Raw genomic sequence first — 17,542 nt, forward strand, 5'->3', positions numbered from 1 at the left:
GACACGCCCGGCACCGGTGCGCTACTGCTGCTCGATGCTGGTGATGGTGCAGGTCCAGGTGCAGGTGCGGGTGCAGCCGGCCAGGGCCACCGCCTCCTCGCCCTCCAGGGTCTGCAGCTCGTCCACGTCGATGGTCGTCATGATGGTGTCCTTTCGTCGGTGAGAGGTCGATGACGTACGGGGTCGGCAGCCGGACGCGGTCACCGGCCGGTGCCGCCGGTGCGTCACTGCTGCTCGATGCTGGTGATGGTGCAGGTCCAGGTGCAGGTGCGGGTGCAGCCGGCCAGGGCGACCGCTTCCTCGCCCTCCAGGGTCTGGAGCTCGTCCACGTCGATGGTCATGGTGTTTCACCTCCTGTTGCGGGGTGGTTGCGGTACACCGCCGGGGTCGGCGGTGTCACACGGCCGCGGGGGCGGCCGTGAGATCGGGGGTGGGTGGCGCGGGGGCCGCGGGGGCGGGGGCCAGGAACGTCACCAGTCGGTCGGTGAGTCCGGCTCCGCCGCGTTCCTGGAGGAGGTCGTGGCCCGCGCCCGCCGCTTCGAGGCAGGCGAAGTGGGTGTGTTCCACGCGCCCCGCCTCGATGAGCCGCTTCCGCAGGCGCCGGGTCTCCTCCACCGGTACGAGGGGGTCGTCGGTCCCGTGGACGACGAGCAGCGGCACCCGGATGCGGTGGGCGAGCACCTCCACGTTCCGGGGTCCGAGTTCGTCGTCCGGCGGTGTGCCCAGGCCGTGCCGTTCGATCAGGGCGCGCACGGCGGGTGTCGCCCGCTCGTACAGTCCCCGGGCGGAGAGGAAGGGTGCGGCCGCCGCGCACCGCGACCAGGCGCGGGGGTCGGCGCACACGGCCAGCAGGGCGAGGAAGCCCCCGTAGCTGATGCCCAGGAGGGCGGGGGGTTCCGCGCCGGGCGGCCGGTGCTCCGTCAGTGTCCTCACCAGGGAGCGGATGTCCGCGAGGTCGGGGACTCCCCAGGCGCCGTGCACGGCCGAGGTGTGGGCCCGGCCGTAGCCGGTGCTGCCGCGCTGGTTGGGTGCCACCACGGCCGTCCCGGCCTCGGCCAGGCGGTGCAGTACGGGGTGGAAGCCCAGGGTCCAGGCGTCCTCGGGGCCGCCGTGCAGGGCGACCGTCACGGTGTCCGCGGTGCGCCAGTCGCCGAGGCAGACGGCCTCGAACCCGCCGTCGGGCGTGTCGAACCATTCGGTGCGGGCGGCGGGGGCGGGGGACGGCGGGGTCCCCCGCCGCGCGGTGCCGTCCGGGACGGTCACGAGGTCGGCGGGGCGTGCGGGGTTCGCGTACACGACGTGCAGGCCGTCCTCGTTCCATCCGGCGGCCGGGTGGAGTGCGCCGACGGGCAGCTCGGCGGGGCGCGGCCGGTCGTCGGCGACGTCGTACAGGAACAGGCGTGCCGCGGCCCCCTTGGTGACCCGCAGGGCCACGCGTTCGCCCGCCGGGTCGGCGGTGAGCGGGAACACCGCGCCGTCGAGCGAGTTGAGCCGCTCGGGGAAGCTCAGGGCGGTGCGGCCGTCGACGGTGGTGCGGCCGATGCGCAGCCGCCCGTCCCCGGAGTCGCTCGCGGTCAGCAGCAGCCCCGAGCGCGGGGCCGACAGCAGGAGCCGGTGGATGTGTCCGCCGCCGGGCAGCAGGAATCCTCCCCAGCTCCCCTCCCGGAGGTTCAGGACGACCGGGCGGCATCCGTCGGCGTGGCCGAGGTCGGTGGCGTACCGGATTCCCTCCTCGTCCAGCGGCAGGAGACCGGTGATGCGGCCGGGCAGCAGCACCGGATGGGCCAGGCGCAGGGGCCCGTTCCTGACCTGCCACACCCGGGTGCGGCCTCCCGCGTCGGTCTCCACCGCGAGGGCGAGCGTGTCCGGCGGGCCGCCCGGGACCAGCCGCAGCCCCCGGGCGGCGACCGTCGTGGCCGGGCCGGTCCCGTCGTCGGGGCCGGTCAGGGCGAGCCGGTGGCGTCCGCTGCCCACCGCGCTGCGCAGCAACAGCAGTTCGCCGTCGTCGGTCGGCAGGACCTGGGTCGCCGTGGACTCGGTGGAGGTCCCCTCCCGGTACCGCGGCACCCTGGAGCCGAGGTCCCAGCGGGCCGGGACGAACCCGCCCTCCGCGGTGCTCACCAGGCAGGCCGCGTGGCGTGCCCGCGCCGAGAACCGGAAGCTGATCCGGTCGGTCCGGCGCTTCATGCCGCACCGGCCACGAGCAGGGCGTCCCGTCCGGCGGGGGCGCGCAGGGCCGGGGAGTCCGGCATCCAGAGCCGGGGGCCGCCGTCGCGCAGCCGCAGGAGCATGCCGACGGTTCCGGCGAGTCCCGTCTGGTAGCCGGCGGAGACCGCCTCCAGCGACTCGTCGGGGACGACCAGGAGTCCGTCCCTGAGCACGGTCCGGGTGCGGACGCACTGCGCCAGCTCCCGGGCCCGGTCCAGGTAGTGGGGGTCGCCGAGCACCGCGGCCATGTCAAGGAGGAACTCCGCGTTGCCGGCCAGTCCGTGGCAGGCGGCGGGCGAGGAGAGCCACATGGCGCGCCGCACCCCCGCCGCGGCAAGCACGGCGGTGTCCCGGTGGCGGGTGTCGCCGGTGGCCCGCCACAGCCGGATCAGGAAGGTGCCGATGCCGGAGGAGCCGCTGCACCAGTGGGTCTGTCCGGCCACGCCGTCGGCGGTACGGTCCCCGGCCGCCCATCGGGCCTGCCCGTCCGTGACCCGGGCGAGTGCCACGAGGGTGTCGCCGGCGGTGCGGGCCGCCCGGACGAAGTCGTCCCGGCCGGTGTCGAGTCCGGCGGCCAGCAGGAAGGCGCCGATGCCCGCGATGCCGTGGGCGAACCCGTAGTGGCGGGCCCCGGCGAGGTTCGAGTCGAACGTGGCGGGGACCGGCCAGATCACCCCGGCGGGGTGGTCCTCGGCGGCGGCGAGGAGCGCCTCCGCGCAGGCGGTCGTCCGGTCGCGGAACTCCGTGTCGCCGGTGGTCCGCCAGAAGTGCAGCTGGGCCATGCCCGCCCCGGCCGCCCCGTGGCAGATGTCCGGGTTGGGCCAGGCGAGGGGAACGGTACGGGCCAGCGCGGACGCCTCCGCCTCCACCGCCTCGTCGCCGAGCAGGCGGGCCGCGTCCAGCAGGGCCCAGGCGGTGCCGGAGCGGCCGAAGTGCAGCCCCGGCAGGGTCGTCCCGTCGGCGGCCCGCCCGGCGGACGGGTCGGCCAGGCGTCGGCGAATCCACTGCGTCAACTCCGCTGTGCCGTTGCGCAGTTCGGCATCGGGATCGGTCGCGGCGGCCCGGGTGAGGACCGCCAGCACTCCGGCCGCGCCGTACTGCACGTTCAGCGGGTCGGTGGTGGCCCCGAAGCCGTTGATCGCCCAGAGGTGCCCGCCGCTTCCGCTGCCGCGGGTGCGGAGCAGGTACGCGAGGCCGTCGGAGATCAGCCGGTCGCGTTCCTCGTCGGTGATGCGCAGGTCGGGCGCGGCGGCGGGGCCGGAGACGGGTTCCGGTGCGGTGTCCGGGCGGTCCGTGCGGGGCTCCTCGGCCAGGGCGGTGAGCGTCTCCCGCACCCGGGCCAGGCCCCACCGCCCGGCGGGTTCGGCGGCGCAGAGCGCGAGCAGCAGGGGCAGCAGCGGGCGCGCCCAGGGGTGGTCGGCCACCACGAGGGTGATCAGCGCGTCCGTGCGGTCGCCGACCGGGCGCTCGTCGGGGACGAGGAGCATGTCCACGCCCCCCACCAGGTGCAGCAGTACGGCTCCGAGGCCGTAGAGGTCCCCCGCGTATTCGGGGGCGGTGGGTTCGTAGTCGACCAGCGAGGTCAGCTCGGGGCCGGCGTAGCCCGGGGTGTATCCGCGGCGGACCGGGACGCCCTGCCGGGCCAGGTACTCGACGTCGATCAGGCGCACCTCGTCGTCGGGGGTGAGCATGAGGTTGTTCGGGGAGAGGTCCCGCAGCACGTGGCCGGTGCCGTGGACTCCTTCGACGATGTCCACCACCTGCCGGGCCAGGCCCAGGAATTCCGTCATGTTCCGCACCGGCCGTTCCTGCATCCGTTCGCGCAGGGTCTGTCCCGGGACGCGTTCCTGGACGAGGAAGAGGTTCCCGCCCTGGGAGAAGAGGTCGATCCCGGCCGGGGTGAAGCCCAGCGGTGCCATCAGGTCCAGGGTCTCGGCCTCGTGGCGCAGGGTGTCCTGGAGGTCGGTGCCGTCCATGCGCACCCCCACGTACGGGCGGGCCTCCTTGACGACCACCTCCCGGCCGGTGTCGCGGTCGGTGGCGAGGTAGACCCCGCCCTTGTAGGCGTGCCGGATCGCCCTGTTGACGACGTAGCGGTCGTTGAGCAGCACCACCGGCTTCTTGCGGGGGGCCTTCTCCGGCGCCGGATCAGGGGCCGGGGTGTCGGGGAACGGCGGCGGGGCCCAGTCCGGTGTGGTCGCCCATGCCTGGCGCCGGTCCTTCTCCAGCCCTCCGTCGGGACGGCGGAGCCTGACGTCCGCGTCGCCGTCGTTGGTCGTGACGCGCACGCCGCGGAAGACCCCGTAGCGGTAGTGGACGAGGCTGTCGGGGAGGTAGCGCCGGTCGGAGAGGATGCCGGGTCCCCGGAGGCCGAGGGTCGCCTCGTGCAGCCGCCGGGCGAGCCGGCGGAAGTGGTCCGGGTCGTCGGGGTACACGGTGATGAACTTGCCGCCGCCACCCCGGTCCGCCCGGCCGCCGGTCAGTTCGGCGACGCGTTCCACGCTGCCCGCGAACTTGAACGACGCCTTCTCCTCGATCAGGACCTCGGACGCCGCCGCCAGTACCAGTGCCGCGGACAGCGGCGTGGCCGACAGGTGCAGCTTCCAGCCCTGTTCCGCACCGCGGTGGCCCCGGGGGCGGACCGAGCACCAGAAGTCGCCCCGGTCGACGGCCCATTCCGTCGCGCCGTGCCGGTGCAGTACGCCCTCGACGATTCCGGGCAGCAGGGTGGTGCTCACCACGAAGTACCCACCGGTGCTGCGTGCCTCGCCATCAGCGGTCACTGGTTTTCCTTCCGGGTGCGGTGTCGGGGCGTGCGGAAGCGGTCGGGCTGCCACGACGAGGAGGCGGGAGGGCGGCGGAGGGCCGGCCGGGGGCTGCCCCGCGGGGTGCGGGGCGTGGTGGTCCGGATCCGGCGGTCGGCCGGGAAGCGCTGTTCCTGGGAAGCTGCCCCCATCGCCTGACGAGGAGTCAAGTACGGGAGTATCAGAACCGATCGGGCAAAATGATCAGCTGTCTGCATTTCATGGGGGAACGCCCGCACAGCCGCGCATATGGTGGCCGTGAGGCGCCCCCCTGATCGCCATGGGTGACGTTAACGGTGCACCGAGGGACCGGTGTACCACCCGTTCTGGGGGGTTGCGGACAGCGGACGGGAAGACATGTACATGGATGAAACCGGGCTCCACCGTGCACAGACCTCCATGGTTCTGGCCACGTCCCTCTACCGGGGCAGTCATCTCGTCGCCGGGATCGCCGGCGTCGTCCAGCACCAGTGGAACCGCCCGGTCCAGTGGCTGATCCTGGCTGCGGCCCTGACCTCCAGTGCCGTGGTCCACACAACGGCCAGGCGACAGGGGCGACTTGTTCCCCGGTTCGTCTGGGCCGACGTGATCGCCGTCGGCTGTCTGCTCCCGTTCTGCGCCTACTTATGGGGCGGAGCGCACACCCCCGCCTCGATCGCCTGGGTCATGCTGCTGGGCGGCTCGGCGGCCGCCATGGCGGCCGCCGCCCTCCGCATCCGGCAGGTCGTGGCCACCACCGCGCTCCTGGTGGCGACGCACCTGCTCGGATACCTGCTGGTCGGCGCCGACGCGGCCGTGACCGGGGGCCATCTGAACGCCCTGGTCTTCTCGGCCGTCGTCTCCGGGGTGCTCTGGTGGTACTTCCGCAGGCAGGGCGCGCTCCTCGACGCCGCCAACGAACGGGCCCTGGTCGCGGAGGCGCACCGCGCCCGGTACGCGGAGCGGATCACCCACCACAGGGCGCTGCACGACACGGTCCTCGCCACCCTGACCGCCATCTCCGGCGGCGGCGTCGACGCCAACACCCCCGAGATGAGGCGAAGATGCGCCCGCGAGGCGGCCTATCTGAGAAGGCTGGTCGAGCAGACGGACGACCAGGGGGCCGACTCGGAGTTCCTCGCCGCGCTGGAGGAGTCGATACGGGCCGCGGAGGCGCTCGGGCTGCGGGTGACCGCCCGGTACCACGAACCGCCCAGGGTGCCCGGTGACGTGGCCCTGACCTTCGCCCAGGCCGTGACCGAGGCGCTGAACAACGTCCGCTGCCACGCGGGCACCGGCCACGCCTATCTGACGGTCACCGGGGACTCCGGCCGGCTGGTCGTCACCGTGGTCGACCGGGGGCGGGGGTTCGATCCCGGCAGCGGCGGCGGGGGCCTCGGCCTCACCCGTTCCGTGCACGAGCGGATGCGTGGCGTGGGGGGCCACGCGACCGTGGACAGTGCTCCCGGCGAGGGCGTGAGCGTGGAGCTGAGATGGCCGAGGTGATCACCGTCGCCGTGGTCGACGACGACCGGATGCTGCGCGACGGAATCCGGTCCTGGCTGGCCGGTGTTCCGGGGCTGCGGCTCGTCGGCTGCGCCTGCACCGTGGACGAACTGCTCGCCGGGCGGGGCGAGCAGGCCGATGTCGTCCTGCTGGACCTCGTCCTGCGCGACGGGCGCCCGTCCGCCGAGAACATCCGCCGGCTGCGGGAGGCCGGCAGCCGGGTGCTGATGATCAGTGTGGTGCCGGACCGCGACCGGATCGTCGCCGCCATCGCGGACGGCGCCGACGGCTACCTCACCAAGGACCACGACCTGTCCGTCCTCGTCGAGGCGATCGAGGAGGTCGCCGCCGGGGGCACCGCGCACTCCCCGGAGCTGGCCTTCGCCTGGGCCTGCGACCAGGGCATCCGCCCGAAGCTCTCCCCGAAGGAGCGCGAGGTGCTCGTGGGTTACGCCTCCGGGCTCACCCTCAAGGCCACTGCCCGCCGCGCCGGGATCACCGCCAACACGGCGAAGTACTACCTGGACCGGGTCAAGGCCAAGTACCAGGACGCGGGCCGGCCGACCTACACCAAGATCGACCTGGCCCTGCGGGTCCGGGAGGACGGGTGGGTGCACCCCGGTCTCCCTCCGGCGTGAGCCCTCCCCCGGCCGCTCGGCCCGCCGCCCGCCCGTACGGCTACGGCCGCACTCCCGCCGACGGGTCCCCCGGGCCTCCCGGGTCCCCGGGGGCTCCGGGGGCTCCGGGGGCTCCGGGGGCTCCGGGGGCGAGCATCTCGGCCGTGATCGCCCATCGTTCGTGGTCGCGCCAGGCGCCGTCGACGAAGAGGAAGTCGGGCGAGAACCCTTCGAGGCGGAACCCGGCCCGTCGTACGAGGGCCAGCGAAGCCTCGTTGCCGGGCTGGATGTTGGCTTCGAGGCGGTGCAGGCCGAGGGGCCCGAAGGCGTGGCGCAGGACCAGTTCCAGCCCTTCGCCCATCAGGCCGCGCCCCGCCGCGTGGGCGAAGGCGCCGTAGCCGAGGGCGCCGCAGCGGAACGCGCCGGTGACGATGTTGTTGATGTTGATGAATCCCGCGATCCCGCCGCCGAGCCCGCTCGCGGCGTCCTCGCGTTCGCAGACGAGGAGGCCCGCCCTGGTGGGGTCGTCGATCAGCCGGTCCGCGTAGGCGGCGTACGCGCGGGCGTCGGTGGGCGGGAAGAGCCAGGGGTGGTGCAGGCTCCGGCTCTCCCTCGCCCGGCCGGTGAACTCTTCGGCGTCCGCCCGGGTGAAGGGGCGGACGGCCACGCGGCGCCCCACGGCCAGAAAGTCGGTTTCGGACATCCGGCCAGCCTAAGGGCTGTCCCCCGCAGGCCGGGTCACTCCGCCCGGTCGCCGACCACCGGAAGTTCCAGCACGCCGGTGTCCTCGGGGGCGCTGACCACCGTGACCGGCTTGATCCCCCGGTTGCCCGAGTACGCGCTGTCGCTGGCCGCGATCACGAATTCGAGCCGGTGGCCCGCCTCGTACCGGTGGACGATGCCCGGCAGTCGCACGGTGAACGGCCGGGTGACGTCCGGTACCCGGACCGGGGCCACGAGCCGGTTGACCAGTTCCCTGCCGCCGTCCGGGGCCACGTCGTAGATCTTGGCGAACAGGACGAGCCGGTCGGCGGCGTCACCGCTGTTCTGCACCCGTTCGGTCTTCGGCGAGACGACCTTCAGGGTGGCCTTCGGCGCGCCGACGACATCGACGGCGGAGGGCAGCGGGGCGCTGGTCCAGCCGAGGTAGGTGCCCTTGGTGTCGTACGGCCGGGGGTCGGGCAGGCCGAGGAGTCCGGCGAGCGAACTCTCCGAATGGCTGGCCGGGACGAGCCAGTTGGTGTACTGGCGGCTGCCCCGGGCGACCTCGGACCGCTCGTCGACGAGCCTGCCGTCGCCGGACAGGTACATCTTCCGCGAGAGGGCCGGCACGGCGGCCGCCGTGCCGTAGCCGCTCTCCCAGTCGCGGTAGTAGGCGAACTCGGGCCCGGTGCCGGTGTTCTCGTGGTGCCGGAGGTAGCGGTCGAACCAGGCGAGGACGCGCTGTCCGACGTAGCTGGTCTCCAGGTTGCCCTTGTCCAGGTCGAGTTCGCCGGGTGCCTGGCCGCCGCTGTGCCCCCAGGCCTGCCAGATCATCTTGACCGTGGTGCCCTGGGCCTTGAGGGTCTCGTACGTGGCCGTGGCCTCGTTCAGGTTGAACAGGCTGTCGGCCTGGCCCTGGACGAGGAGCGTGGGCGCCTTGACCCGGCTCAGGTAGTCGACGGGCGAGACGCTGCGCGCGTAGGCGAGCATCGCCGCCGTCCGGTCCGCCGGGTAGCGGCCGGAGTTGAGCAGCCGGACGGTGTCGCACGCCCGGGACGCGAAGTGGAGGCAGGTGAGGTTGTTGAACCGGGACGGGTCGAGGCTCGCGTTCAGGACCGTCTGCCCCTCCCCCATCAGGTAGAAGCCGTTGGTCCACTGCCACTTGAAGACACCGGCGGTGTCGGACGAGACGCCTTTTCGGGTGCCGGCGTTGTTCGGGGCGAGCGCGTAGGCCAGGTCGTTCCAGGTGATCAGCGGCACGAGGGCGTCGACGCGACGGTCGACGGACGCGGTGGCCATCTGGACGGCGCCGCCGTAGGAGCCGCCGATCATGCCGACCCTGGGGTCGCCGTCGCCGTCCCGGGTGACGAAGTCCGCCCGGGTGCCGTCGTCGGCGGCGCGGGTCCCGGCGAGGAAGTCGATCAGCCCGGTGGCCGCCCGGCCGTCGACGGCCGGGTCGTCGAGGGTGATCAGACAGCCCGACTTGCCGAATCCGAGGCCGGAGTAGACCAGGCCGACGTAGCCGCGGGAGGCGAACGCCCTGCCGATGGCACCGGTCGAGCCGTCCGACTTGCTGCCGCCGAATCCGTTGGTGGCGAGCACGGCGGGGGCCGGGTGCCGCGCGTCGGTCCCGGCGGGGCGGTACAGGTCGGCGTCGACGGTGCACGGGCGTCCGTCCACCCGCATCGTGAACTTCAGCGGGGTGACGGTGTACGGGGCGGTCCCGTCGGCGGTCGCCCGCCCCGCCCCGGCGAGGAGGAGGGGCGCGGCGAGCGCGGCCGAGGCCGCGTACACGGCCGACTTCCGGGACAGGGCCCGGTACCCGGACCGGGGGCGGGAAACAGCACGTGACACGAGGACCTCCACACCGAGGGCGGCTTACCGGCCGGTAAGTGCCGGGCCGCGCTCATGCTGTGATACGCGTCACGGAGCTGTCAACGATCGGGGCCGCGTTTCCTGAATGCTGCTCAGCTTCTTCGCCGTTCGGAGCGGTTGGGCCCCGTTCCACCGCCGCCCGGTGCCGCCCGGTGTCGTTCGGTGCCGTCAGACCAGCGCCGGCACCTGGGTGGTGAGGGTGGCGGGGGCGCCGTCGGGCGGGGCGTCCAGCACGGCGGGCACGCCGAGCGGGATCGTGAGCGCCGTCGGCCCGTGTCCGAAGCCCAGTTCCTCGACGACGGGGACGCCCAGCGGGCCGAGCCGGTCCAGGAGAACGGCCCGCACCTCCTCGTACGGGCCGCAGCCCGCCCAGGAGCCGCAGGCCACCCCGGCCACCCCGTCGAGCACCCCGGAGCGCAGCAGCTGGGTGAGGATGCGGTCGATGCAGTACGGGTCCTCGGTGGTGTCCTCGATCACCAGCAGCCCGCCCCGGGCGGAGGTCCGGGCGTGCGGTGTCCCGATGTCGGCGGCGAGCAGGCTCACGCAGCCGCCGTAGGTGACGCCCCCGGCGCGGCCGGCCACCAGGGTCCCGGCGCCAAGCAGACCGAGGGTCCGCACCGTCTCGGGCTCGAACAGCGTGGCCCGCAGGGACTCCTGGGTGTCCGGGTCCTTGAGGAAGGTCTCGGTGGCCGCCATCGGGCCGTGCAGCGTCACGATCCCCAGGTGCCGGGCGAACGCCTCGTGGAGCACGGTGATGTCGCTGTACCCGACGAACACCTTCGGCCCGGCCGCACGCATCGCCGCCCAGTCGACCAGGTCGACCATCCGGTGCGCGCCGTACCCGCCGCGGGCGCAGATCACCGCGTCGACGGACGGGTCGCACCACGCCTCCTGGAGCCCCCGGGCGCGCGCCCGGTCCGCCCCGCCCAGGTAGTCCAGCTCCGGGTGGACGTCGCGCACGTGGGGGGCCTCGACGGGTTCGAGGCCCCAGCCGCGCAGGACGTCGAGCCCCGCCTCCAGCCGCTCGGCGGGCACCGGCCCGCTCGGGGCCACGACGGCGACCCTCGCTCCGGGGCGCAGCCGGGCCGGGCGGGTCAGGGGGATGAGGGTCACTTCTTCAGCTCCACCGTCGGCACGTCGGGACGGTCGATGCCGAAGGTCTGGGCGTACAGGGAGAGTTCGGCCTCCAGGGCCCGGATCATGGTGTCGGCGCGTCGGAAGCCGTGCCCCTCCCCCTCGAAGGTGAGGTACGCGTGCGGGATGCCGCGTCCGTCGAGGGCGGCGAGGAAGCGCTCGCACTGGACGGGCGGGCAGATCGGGTCGTCGAGCCCCTGGAGCAGTACGAAGGGGGCGGTCAGCCGCTCGGTGCGGCCGATCGGCGACCGTTCGCGGTAGCGGTCGGGGACGTCGGCGAGCGGGCCCACCAGGGACTCCAGGTACTGCGACTCGAAGTCGTGGGTCTCGTCGGTGCCCCAGCCGGTCAGGTCGAGGACGGGGTAGATGATCGTCCCACAGGCGTAGACGTCGGTGCCGGTGAGCGAGGCGGCGGTGGTCCAGCCGCCGGCGCTGCCGCCCCGGATGGCGAGCCGTCGCCGGTCGGCCGTGCCCTCGGCGGCCAGCGCCTCGGCGACGGCCGCGCAGTCCTCCACGTCGACGACGCCCCACTGTTCGCGCAGCCGGTTGCGGTAGGCCCTGCCGTAGCCGGTGGAGCCGCCGTAGTTGACCTCGGCGACACCGATGCCGCGCGAGGTGAAGTAGGCGATCTCCAGGTCGAGCACGAGTGCGGCGTGGCTGGTGGGACCGCCGTGCGCCCAGATCACGTAGGGCGGCAGTTCGCCCTCGGGGCCGGTCCGTTCGGGGTTGCGCGGCGGGTAGAGGTGGGCGTGGATCTCGCGTCCGTCGGGGCCGGTGAAGGTGCGCTCCTCGGGCCGCGGGCAGTACGCGGGGTCGACGGCGTCCTCGTGCGGTGCGCCGATGACCCGGGTGCGGCCGGTGCTGGTGTCCAGTTCCACGACCTCGTACGCGCTGTACGGGCTCGCCGCGATGCCGACGACCCGGCTGCCGTGCACGGCGAGCGTCCCGGCCCAGTCGGTCCAGGGTCCGGCGACGTCGACGAGTTCGCCGTTCTGCGGGTCGAGGATGCCGAGCGTGGTGGTGCCCTTGCCGTGGACGGTGGCGATCAGGCCGTTCTCCAGGGGCTGGAACCAGCTGAGGCCGATCTTCCAGAGCGGTCCGGCGAACTCCTGCTCGCGTGGGCAGAGCGCGACCGCGCCCCGGTGCGGGTCGACGCGGTAGAGGTTCCACCAGCCGCTGCGGTCGCCGGCGAACAGGAGTTGTCCGTCGGCACCCCATTCGATCTGCGGCACCGATTCCTCGGGGCCGCCGCAGACGCTCCGGGGGTTCTCGAAGGCGCCGTCGTCGGTGACGTCCGCGAGCATCACCTCGGTGCCGTCCCACGGCATCCGCGGGTGGTCCCAGGCGATCCAGGCCACCTGCCGCCCGTCGGGCGAGAGCTTCGGGCCGGTGACGAACCGGTGGCCGTCGTCGGTGAGTTCGCGCACCGCCGACCGGTCGTCGGCCGCCGATCCGTCCAGCGGGACGGCGGCGATCACCCGGCGCAGCTCGGTGGGGCCCTCGCCGGTGAACTCCTCCAGGACGCACCAGACCTCGCCCCGGTCGAGGTGGAGCTGCGGGTCGGCCCAGCGCAGCCCGCCGCCGACGGCCGAGACCGGGGTGAGCGGCCGGGGCTCGCCGGACCCGTCGGGGGCGTGGGCGTACAGCCGCTGGTCGGCGAAGTCGACGAAGACGACCAGCGGGCCGCCCTCGGCGCACTGGGCCCCGGCCCAGGGCAGGCCGCCGTACTCGACGACCCGGCTCCGTACGTTCCAGGGGGCGGGCAGCACGCAGTCGGTGCTCCCGTCCGCCCGGCGGCGGACCAGGGCGCGGCGGCCCGCCTCCGCGGGGCGCGGCTCCGTCCACCACACCTCTTCGCCGATGGTGCCGACGTATTCCGGACGTCCGTCGCGCGAGGCGGCGAGCGCGGCGTCGATCGGCGACGGCCAGGTTCCGTAAGCCCCTGTGGGCAGCATGATCGATTCCCCCTGTTGCGGTCAGGCCGTGCGCAGATAGTGGTCGAGGACGCGGACGCCGAAGTGCAGGGCCTCGACGGGGACGCGTTCGTCGACGCCGTGGAACAGCGCCTGGTAGTCGAAGCCGACGGGCAGTTTCAGCGGCGAGAAGCCGTAGCCGGTGATGCCGAGCCGGGAGAACTGCTTGGCGTCCGTGCCGCCGGACATGCAGTACGGCACGACGTGGCCGGCCGGGTCGAAGTGTTCGATCGCGGCGCGCAGTTTCGCGAAGGTCGGCGAGTCGACCGGGGCCTGCAGCGGCACCTCGCGGTGGTGGAACTCCCAGTCGACGTGGGGTCCGGTCAGCCGGTCCATGGTGGTGCGGAACTCGTCCTCGCCGCCGGGGAGCATCCGGCCGTCGACGAAGGCGGTGGCGTGGCCCGGGATCACGTTGACCTTGTACCCGGCCTCCAGCATGGTCGGGTTGGAGCTGTTGCGGACGGTCGGCCGGACCAGGTCGGCGGCGGGGCCGAGCTTGTCGAGGAGTTCGTCGACGTCGAAGTCGGCGGCGTCCAGGTCGGGGCGGATGCCGTGCAGGGCGGCGATCTCGGTGAGCGCGGCCCGGACCGTGGGGGTGAGCCGGACCGGCCAGGTGTGCTCGCCGATCCGGGCGACGGCCGCGGCGAGCGCGCTGACGGCGTTGTTCTTGTTGACCTTGGAGCCGTGTCCCGCCTTGCCGTGCGCGGTGAGCTTCAGCCAGGCGGTGCCGCGCTCGCCCGCGGCGATCGGGTAGAGCGGCATGTCCGGTCCGGCGTGGAAGGTGAAGGCGCCGGATTCGCTGATGCCCTCGGTGCATCCCTCGAAGAGTCCGGCGTGCCGCTCGGCGAGGAAGCAGGAGCCGTCGTCGGCGCTGGCCTCCTCGTCGGCGGTGTACGCGATGACGATGTCGCGGCGGGGCCGGACGCCGGCCCGTGCCCAGGCGCGGACGACGGCCAGGACCATCGCGTCCATGTTCTTCATGTCGATGGCGCCGCGGCCCCAGACGACCCCGTCGCGGACCTCGCCGGAGAAGGGATGGACGGTCCAGTCGGCCGCCTCGGCCGGGACGACGTCGAGGTGGCCGTGGACGAGCAGGGCGTCGGCGGACGGGTCGGTGCCCTCGATCCGGGCCACCACGTTGGTGCGTCCGGGGGTGCGTTCCAGCAGGGCGGGTTCCAGCCCTGCGTCGGCCAGCCGCTCCGCGACGTACTCGGCGGCCGGGCGTTCCCGGCATTCGCCGTCGCCGCGGTTGGTGGTGTCGATCCGGATCAGTTCGGAGGTGAACGTCACCGATTCGTCGAGCGCCCGCCGGTCGACGCTGTCCTGGGAGGCGGTCGTCTCAGCCATACTGTTCCTCCACGGCGGACGACACGACCGTCGTCACCGCCTTGAACGTGCGGATTGCTTCGTACATCGTCGCGCTGGTGTAGGCGACGCGCCGTTCGCCGCTGGGCGCCACGCCGGGGACGACGGTGGCCGCGCCCGCCAGGTGCTCGGCGTCGAATTCCAGCTCGACGGTGTGGGGGCCGCCCTCCACCGGGGTGTGGCGCACGGCGAGCGCGGTGGCCTCCTTGGCCGCCGCCCGGATGTCGGCCGCGGTACGGGCCGGGGTGCGGCAGACCGCGGCGTACCGCGACACGTAGTCCTTCACGGCGACCTTGCGCGCCCGCGGGGCGTAGCCCTCCGCGTCCACGCAGGTCAGGTTGTCGCCGGTGACGAGGACGACGGGGACGCCGTACTCGGCCACGACGTGCGCGTTGAGCAGTCCCTCGCTGGCCCGGGTCCCGTCGAGCCAGACGCCGGTGATGGAGTTCGCCAGATAGGTGTGGGCGAGGACCCCCTCGGCGCCGGCCCCGGTGTGGTAGCCGACGAAGGCGATGGCGTCGACGTCGCCGTGCTGGACGCCTTCCACCATGGACAGGGACTTGTGCCGGCCGGTGAGCATCTCGACCCGCTCGTCGAGCCGTTCCAGCAGCAGGTTGCGCATGGACCAGTGGGCCTCGTTGACGAGCACCTCGTCGGCGCCGCCGTCGTAGAAGCCGAGGGCCGCCGCGTTCACGTCGGAGGTGAACATGGCGCGGCATCTCTCCCACTGGGGGCTGCCCGGCAGCACATCGGCGGGCCAGGTCACACCGGTGGCGCCTTCCATGTCCGCACTGATCAGGATCTTCATGCCGGGCCACGCTACGCGCCGGGGAACCGCCAGGCCAGAGCCCCGGACACGTTCAATGGTCCAGTCCTCCGAAGAGAGTGCGACGCACGCCCCGAACAGGCGCATCACGGACAGCCGCGCCCGGCCCACGGCGGGGCCGCCCGGTCCGCCTTGACAGACTTTCCCGCCCCAGACCATGATTCCATTAATTGACTAATGGAATTGGAGCGACGTGCATGGCAGACGCATTCACTCCGGGTACCGCGTCCGGCGCATGGGCGCTGGAGGTCCGCGGCCTGGGTAAGCGCTACCGACGCGGCTGGGCGCTGCGGGACTGCTCGTTCCGGCTGCCGGCCGGACGGATCTGTGGCCTCGTCGGCCCCAACGGGGCGGGGAAGAGCACCCTGTTGAAGCTCGTGACCCGGCAGATCCAGCCGTCGGAGGGGGAACTCCAGGTCTGCGGCGTGCCCGTGGACGATCCCGCGGTGCTGCCGCGGTTCGCCTTCCTCGGGCAGGACAAGCCGCTGTTCAAGCGGTTCACCGTGGCGGAGACGCTGCGCCTGGGCAGCGAGCTGAACCCCGACTGGGACATGGCCGCGGCGGAGCGGATCGTGCGGGCCGGGCAGGTGCCGATGGACGCCCGCGTCGGTTCCCTCTCCGGCGGTCAGCGCACCCGTGTCGCGTTCGCGCTCGCCTTCGGCAAGCGGCCCGACGTGCTGCTGCTCGACGAGCCGATGTCGGACCTCGACCCGCTGGCCCGTCACGACATGAGCACCCTCCTGATGTCGGAGGCCGTGGAGCGCGGCACCACCGTGCTGATGTCCTCCCACATGCTGTCCGAGCTGGAGGACATGTGCGACTACCTGCTCGTCCTCTCCGGCGGCCGGATCCGGATGGCGGGTGACGCGGACGCGCTCGTCCCGGCCCACGCTCTGGTGACGGGGCTCGCGACGGACGGGGACCCGGCCGGCCTGCTGGCCCCGCACACGGTGATCGAATTCCGTGTCCAGGGCAGGCAGTTCAACGCACTGGTGCGGCCGAACGGGCCGCTGCCGAGCGACTGGGTGGTCGCCGAACCAAGCCTGGAGGAAGTGCTGCTGGCACACCTCCGCTCGCCGGACGCGCCCCCGCTGTTCACCCCCGGCGCCCGCATCGAGGACGAAGGGACCCACGCCGCATGAGCACCACCCCGACCGCCGTCCCCCGGGCCGGCCGCACCCCGAAGCCCCGGCTGCTGCGCGGCCTGAACTGGCTCGTCGTCCGGCAGCACCGGGCCGCCCTGCTCAGCCTGCTCGGCGCGACGGTCCTCGGCTCGCTCTGGCTCGTGTACGAACGCAGCCGGATGAAGGACGTCCTGGCGGCCGCGGGCTCGGGAGAGGAGCTGCCGAACTTCGACTCCGACGGCATGCACATGGTCGTCGGCGCGCTGGGGGCACTGCCGCTGCTGCTCGCCGTCTTCGTCGGCGCCCCGCTGATCGCGGGGGACCAGGAGCACGGCACCGCGCAGCTGGTCACCACCCAGTCCGTGTCGCGCCTGCGCTGGGTGACGGCGAAGCTCGCCTGGGTCTACGGCGCGGTGCTCGTGACCGGCGTGGTGCTGTCGGCGGTCTTCACCTGGTGGTGGAAGCCCGACCGCTCGTTGTTCCCGTACGACTGGTCGAGCGGGTCGATCTTCGACAGCACCGGTCCGGTGCTCCCCGCGTTCTGCCTCTTCCTGACCGCCGCCGGCATCACCATCGGTGTGCTGGTGCGCCGGCTCCTCCCCGCCATGGCGGCCACGCTGGTCTTCTCCTGGGCCTTCGGGGTGTTCTGGGACGAGATGATCGCCCGCCTCGCCCCGACCCGTACGCTCGTCTACCCGCTGAACGCGGACATGCCCGCGCGGCTGGACGACTCGCTGGAGGTGGACCGCTGGATCGGCTCCGCCGACGGGCAGCTCCACGGCTGGGGCCTGTGCGCCGAACCCACCGAGAAGGCGACCAATGCCTGCATCGAGAAGCACGGCATCGTCAACAATGTCTACGAGTACCTCGGCTTCGACCAGATGCCCGCCATGCAGTGGACCGGGGTGGGCATCCTGCTCGCGGGTACGGCCGTACTCACCGCGTTCGTCCTGTGGCGGGTGTCCCGTCGCCCGGTCTAGGACGTCGCGGTCGCACCGGTACGGCAGTCCAACGGGAGGTGAAGAGGACGATGGTCGTGTTCCGCATCGACAGACGCAGCGGGGTGGCGACGTACCTCCAGATCGTGCGGCAGGTCGAACAGGCACTGAGAATGGGCGCGCTGGAGGAGGGTGACCGGTTGCCGACGGCCGCGCAGGTCGCGGCGGAGACCAAGGTCAACCCCAACACGACCCTCAAGGCGTACCGCGAGCTGGAGCGCGCGGGCCTGGCCGAGGTCCGGCAGGGTGCGGGCACCTTCATCACCCGCACCCTCGTACCGGCCCCGGACGGCCCCGCCGCCCCCTTGCGCGCGTCGCTCGTCGAGTGGCTGAACGAGGCACGGGCCCAGGGGCTCAGCGGCCAGGAGGTCGACGCCCTCTTCCGGTCGGCCTGCGCGACCGTGTACCCGGCGGGGACGGACATCTGACGG

At 73.2% G+C, this 17,542-nt stretch carries 15 protein-coding genes; 5 read left to right on the top strand and 10 right to left on the bottom strand.

All coding sequences use genetic code 11. From position 1 onward, the window contains the following. Positions 1 to 21: 21 nt before the first annotated feature. The 4 genes from ACWCXX_RS09725 to lanL form a co-directional block, all read right to left on the bottom strand. On the bottom strand, positions 22 to 141 hold the full coding sequence (locus ACWCXX_RS09725; RefSeq protein ID WP_356935575.1) for an ALQxL family class IV lanthipeptide: 120 nt from the start codon (positions 139 to 141) through the stop codon (positions 22 to 24). 83 nt (positions 142 to 224) lie between these two features. Beyond that, complete coding sequence (locus tag ACWCXX_RS09730; protein ID WP_222872278.1) at positions 225 to 341, bottom strand: ALQxL family class IV lanthipeptide; 117 nt, start codon at positions 339 to 341, stop codon at positions 225 to 227. Positions 342 to 396: 55 nt separating this feature from the next. Next, entirely contained in the window at positions 397 to 2,187 is a 1,791-nt protein-coding gene (locus tag ACWCXX_RS09735; RefSeq protein ID WP_451125801.1) for an alpha/beta hydrolase family protein, read from the bottom strand. Further along, positions 2,184 to 4,991, bottom strand: coding sequence for a class IV lanthionine synthetase LanL (gene lanL / locus ACWCXX_RS09740; protein ID WP_451125802.1), 2,808 nt, complete (start codon positions 4,989 to 4,991; stop codon positions 2,184 to 2,186). Before lanL ends, ACWCXX_RS09735 begins: the two co-directional genes overlap by 4 nt. Before the next feature lie 384 nt (positions 4,992 to 5,375). Here lanL and ACWCXX_RS09745 point away from each other — a divergent pair, with 384 nt between their 5' ends. Beyond that, positions 5,376 to 6,497: a sensor histidine kinase gene (locus tag ACWCXX_RS09745; RefSeq protein WP_451125803.1), complete on the top strand. Its 1,122-nt coding sequence runs from the start codon at positions 5,376 to 5,378 to the stop codon at positions 6,495 to 6,497. Next, positions 6,485 to 7,135, top strand: a complete 651-nt coding sequence (locus ACWCXX_RS09750; protein WP_451125804.1) for a response regulator — start codon at positions 6,485 to 6,487, stop codon at positions 7,133 to 7,135. Before ACWCXX_RS09745 ends, ACWCXX_RS09750 begins: the two co-directional genes overlap by 13 nt. A 40-nt stretch (positions 7,136 to 7,175) precedes the next feature. On the opposite strand, the gene ACWCXX_RS09755 is transcribed toward ACWCXX_RS09750, so the two are convergent. The 6 genes from ACWCXX_RS09755 to ACWCXX_RS09780 all read right to left on the bottom strand — a co-directional run bounded on the left by ACWCXX_RS09755 (position 7,176) and on the right by ACWCXX_RS09780 (position 14,971). After that, the gene (locus tag ACWCXX_RS09755; protein WP_451125805.1) at positions 7,176 to 7,817 is read right to left on the bottom strand and encodes a GNAT family N-acetyltransferase; all 642 of its coding nucleotides are present in this window, start codon (positions 7,815 to 7,817) and stop codon (positions 7,176 to 7,178) included. 35 nt (positions 7,818 to 7,852) lie between these two features. Continuing rightward, positions 7,853 to 9,670 carry a CocE/NonD family hydrolase gene (locus ACWCXX_RS09760; RefSeq protein WP_451125806.1) on the bottom strand — a complete coding sequence of 606 codons (1,818 nt, stop codon included), beginning with the start codon at positions 9,668 to 9,670 and terminating at the stop codon, positions 7,853 to 7,855. 189 nt (positions 9,671 to 9,859) lie between these two features. Then, on the bottom strand, positions 9,860 to 10,804 hold the full coding sequence (locus ACWCXX_RS09765) for a S66 peptidase family protein (RefSeq protein ID WP_451125807.1): 945 nt from the start codon (positions 10,802 to 10,804) through the stop codon (positions 9,860 to 9,862). Beyond that, entirely contained in the window at positions 10,801 to 12,780 is a 1,980-nt protein-coding gene (locus ACWCXX_RS09770; protein WP_451125808.1) for a prolyl oligopeptidase family serine peptidase, read from the bottom strand. The genes ACWCXX_RS09765 and ACWCXX_RS09770 overlap by 4 nt, the downstream gene beginning before the upstream one ends. A gap of 21 nt (positions 12,781 to 12,801) precedes the next feature. After that, the gene (locus tag ACWCXX_RS09775; RefSeq protein ID WP_451125809.1) at positions 12,802 to 14,145 is read right to left on the bottom strand and encodes a M20/M25/M40 family metallo-hydrolase; all 1,344 of its coding nucleotides are present in this window, start codon (positions 14,143 to 14,145) and stop codon (positions 12,802 to 12,804) included. Further along, a complete protein-coding gene (locus tag ACWCXX_RS09780; protein WP_451125810.1) occupies positions 14,138 to 14,971 on the bottom strand; it encodes a M55 family metallopeptidase in 834 nt (277 codons plus the stop codon). The genes ACWCXX_RS09775 and ACWCXX_RS09780 overlap by 8 nt, the downstream gene beginning before the upstream one ends. A 215-nt stretch (positions 14,972 to 15,186) precedes the next feature. On the opposite strand from ACWCXX_RS09780, the gene ACWCXX_RS09785 reads away from it, so the two are divergent. Genes ACWCXX_RS09785 through ACWCXX_RS09795 form a run of 3 tightly spaced genes read left to right on the top strand, consistent with a single transcriptional unit; the run spans position 15,187 to position 17,539 of the window. Further along, the gene (locus ACWCXX_RS09785; protein WP_451125811.1) at positions 15,187 to 16,131 is read left to right on the top strand and encodes an ABC transporter ATP-binding protein; all 945 of its coding nucleotides are present in this window, start codon (positions 15,187 to 15,189) and stop codon (positions 16,129 to 16,131) included. Further along, positions 16,128 to 17,093: an ABC transporter permease gene (locus ACWCXX_RS09790; RefSeq protein ID WP_451125812.1), complete on the top strand. Its 966-nt coding sequence runs from the start codon at positions 16,128 to 16,130 to the stop codon at positions 17,091 to 17,093. Before ACWCXX_RS09785 ends, ACWCXX_RS09790 begins: the two co-directional genes overlap by 4 nt. Positions 17,094 to 17,143: 50 nt before the next feature. Beyond that, on the top strand, positions 17,144 to 17,539 hold the full coding sequence (locus ACWCXX_RS09795) for a GntR family transcriptional regulator (protein ID WP_451125813.1): 396 nt from the start codon (positions 17,144 to 17,146) through the stop codon (positions 17,537 to 17,539). Positions 17,540 to 17,542: the final 3 nt, after the last annotated feature.

This window comes from Streptomyces sp. NPDC001732, from assembly GCF_053596315.1.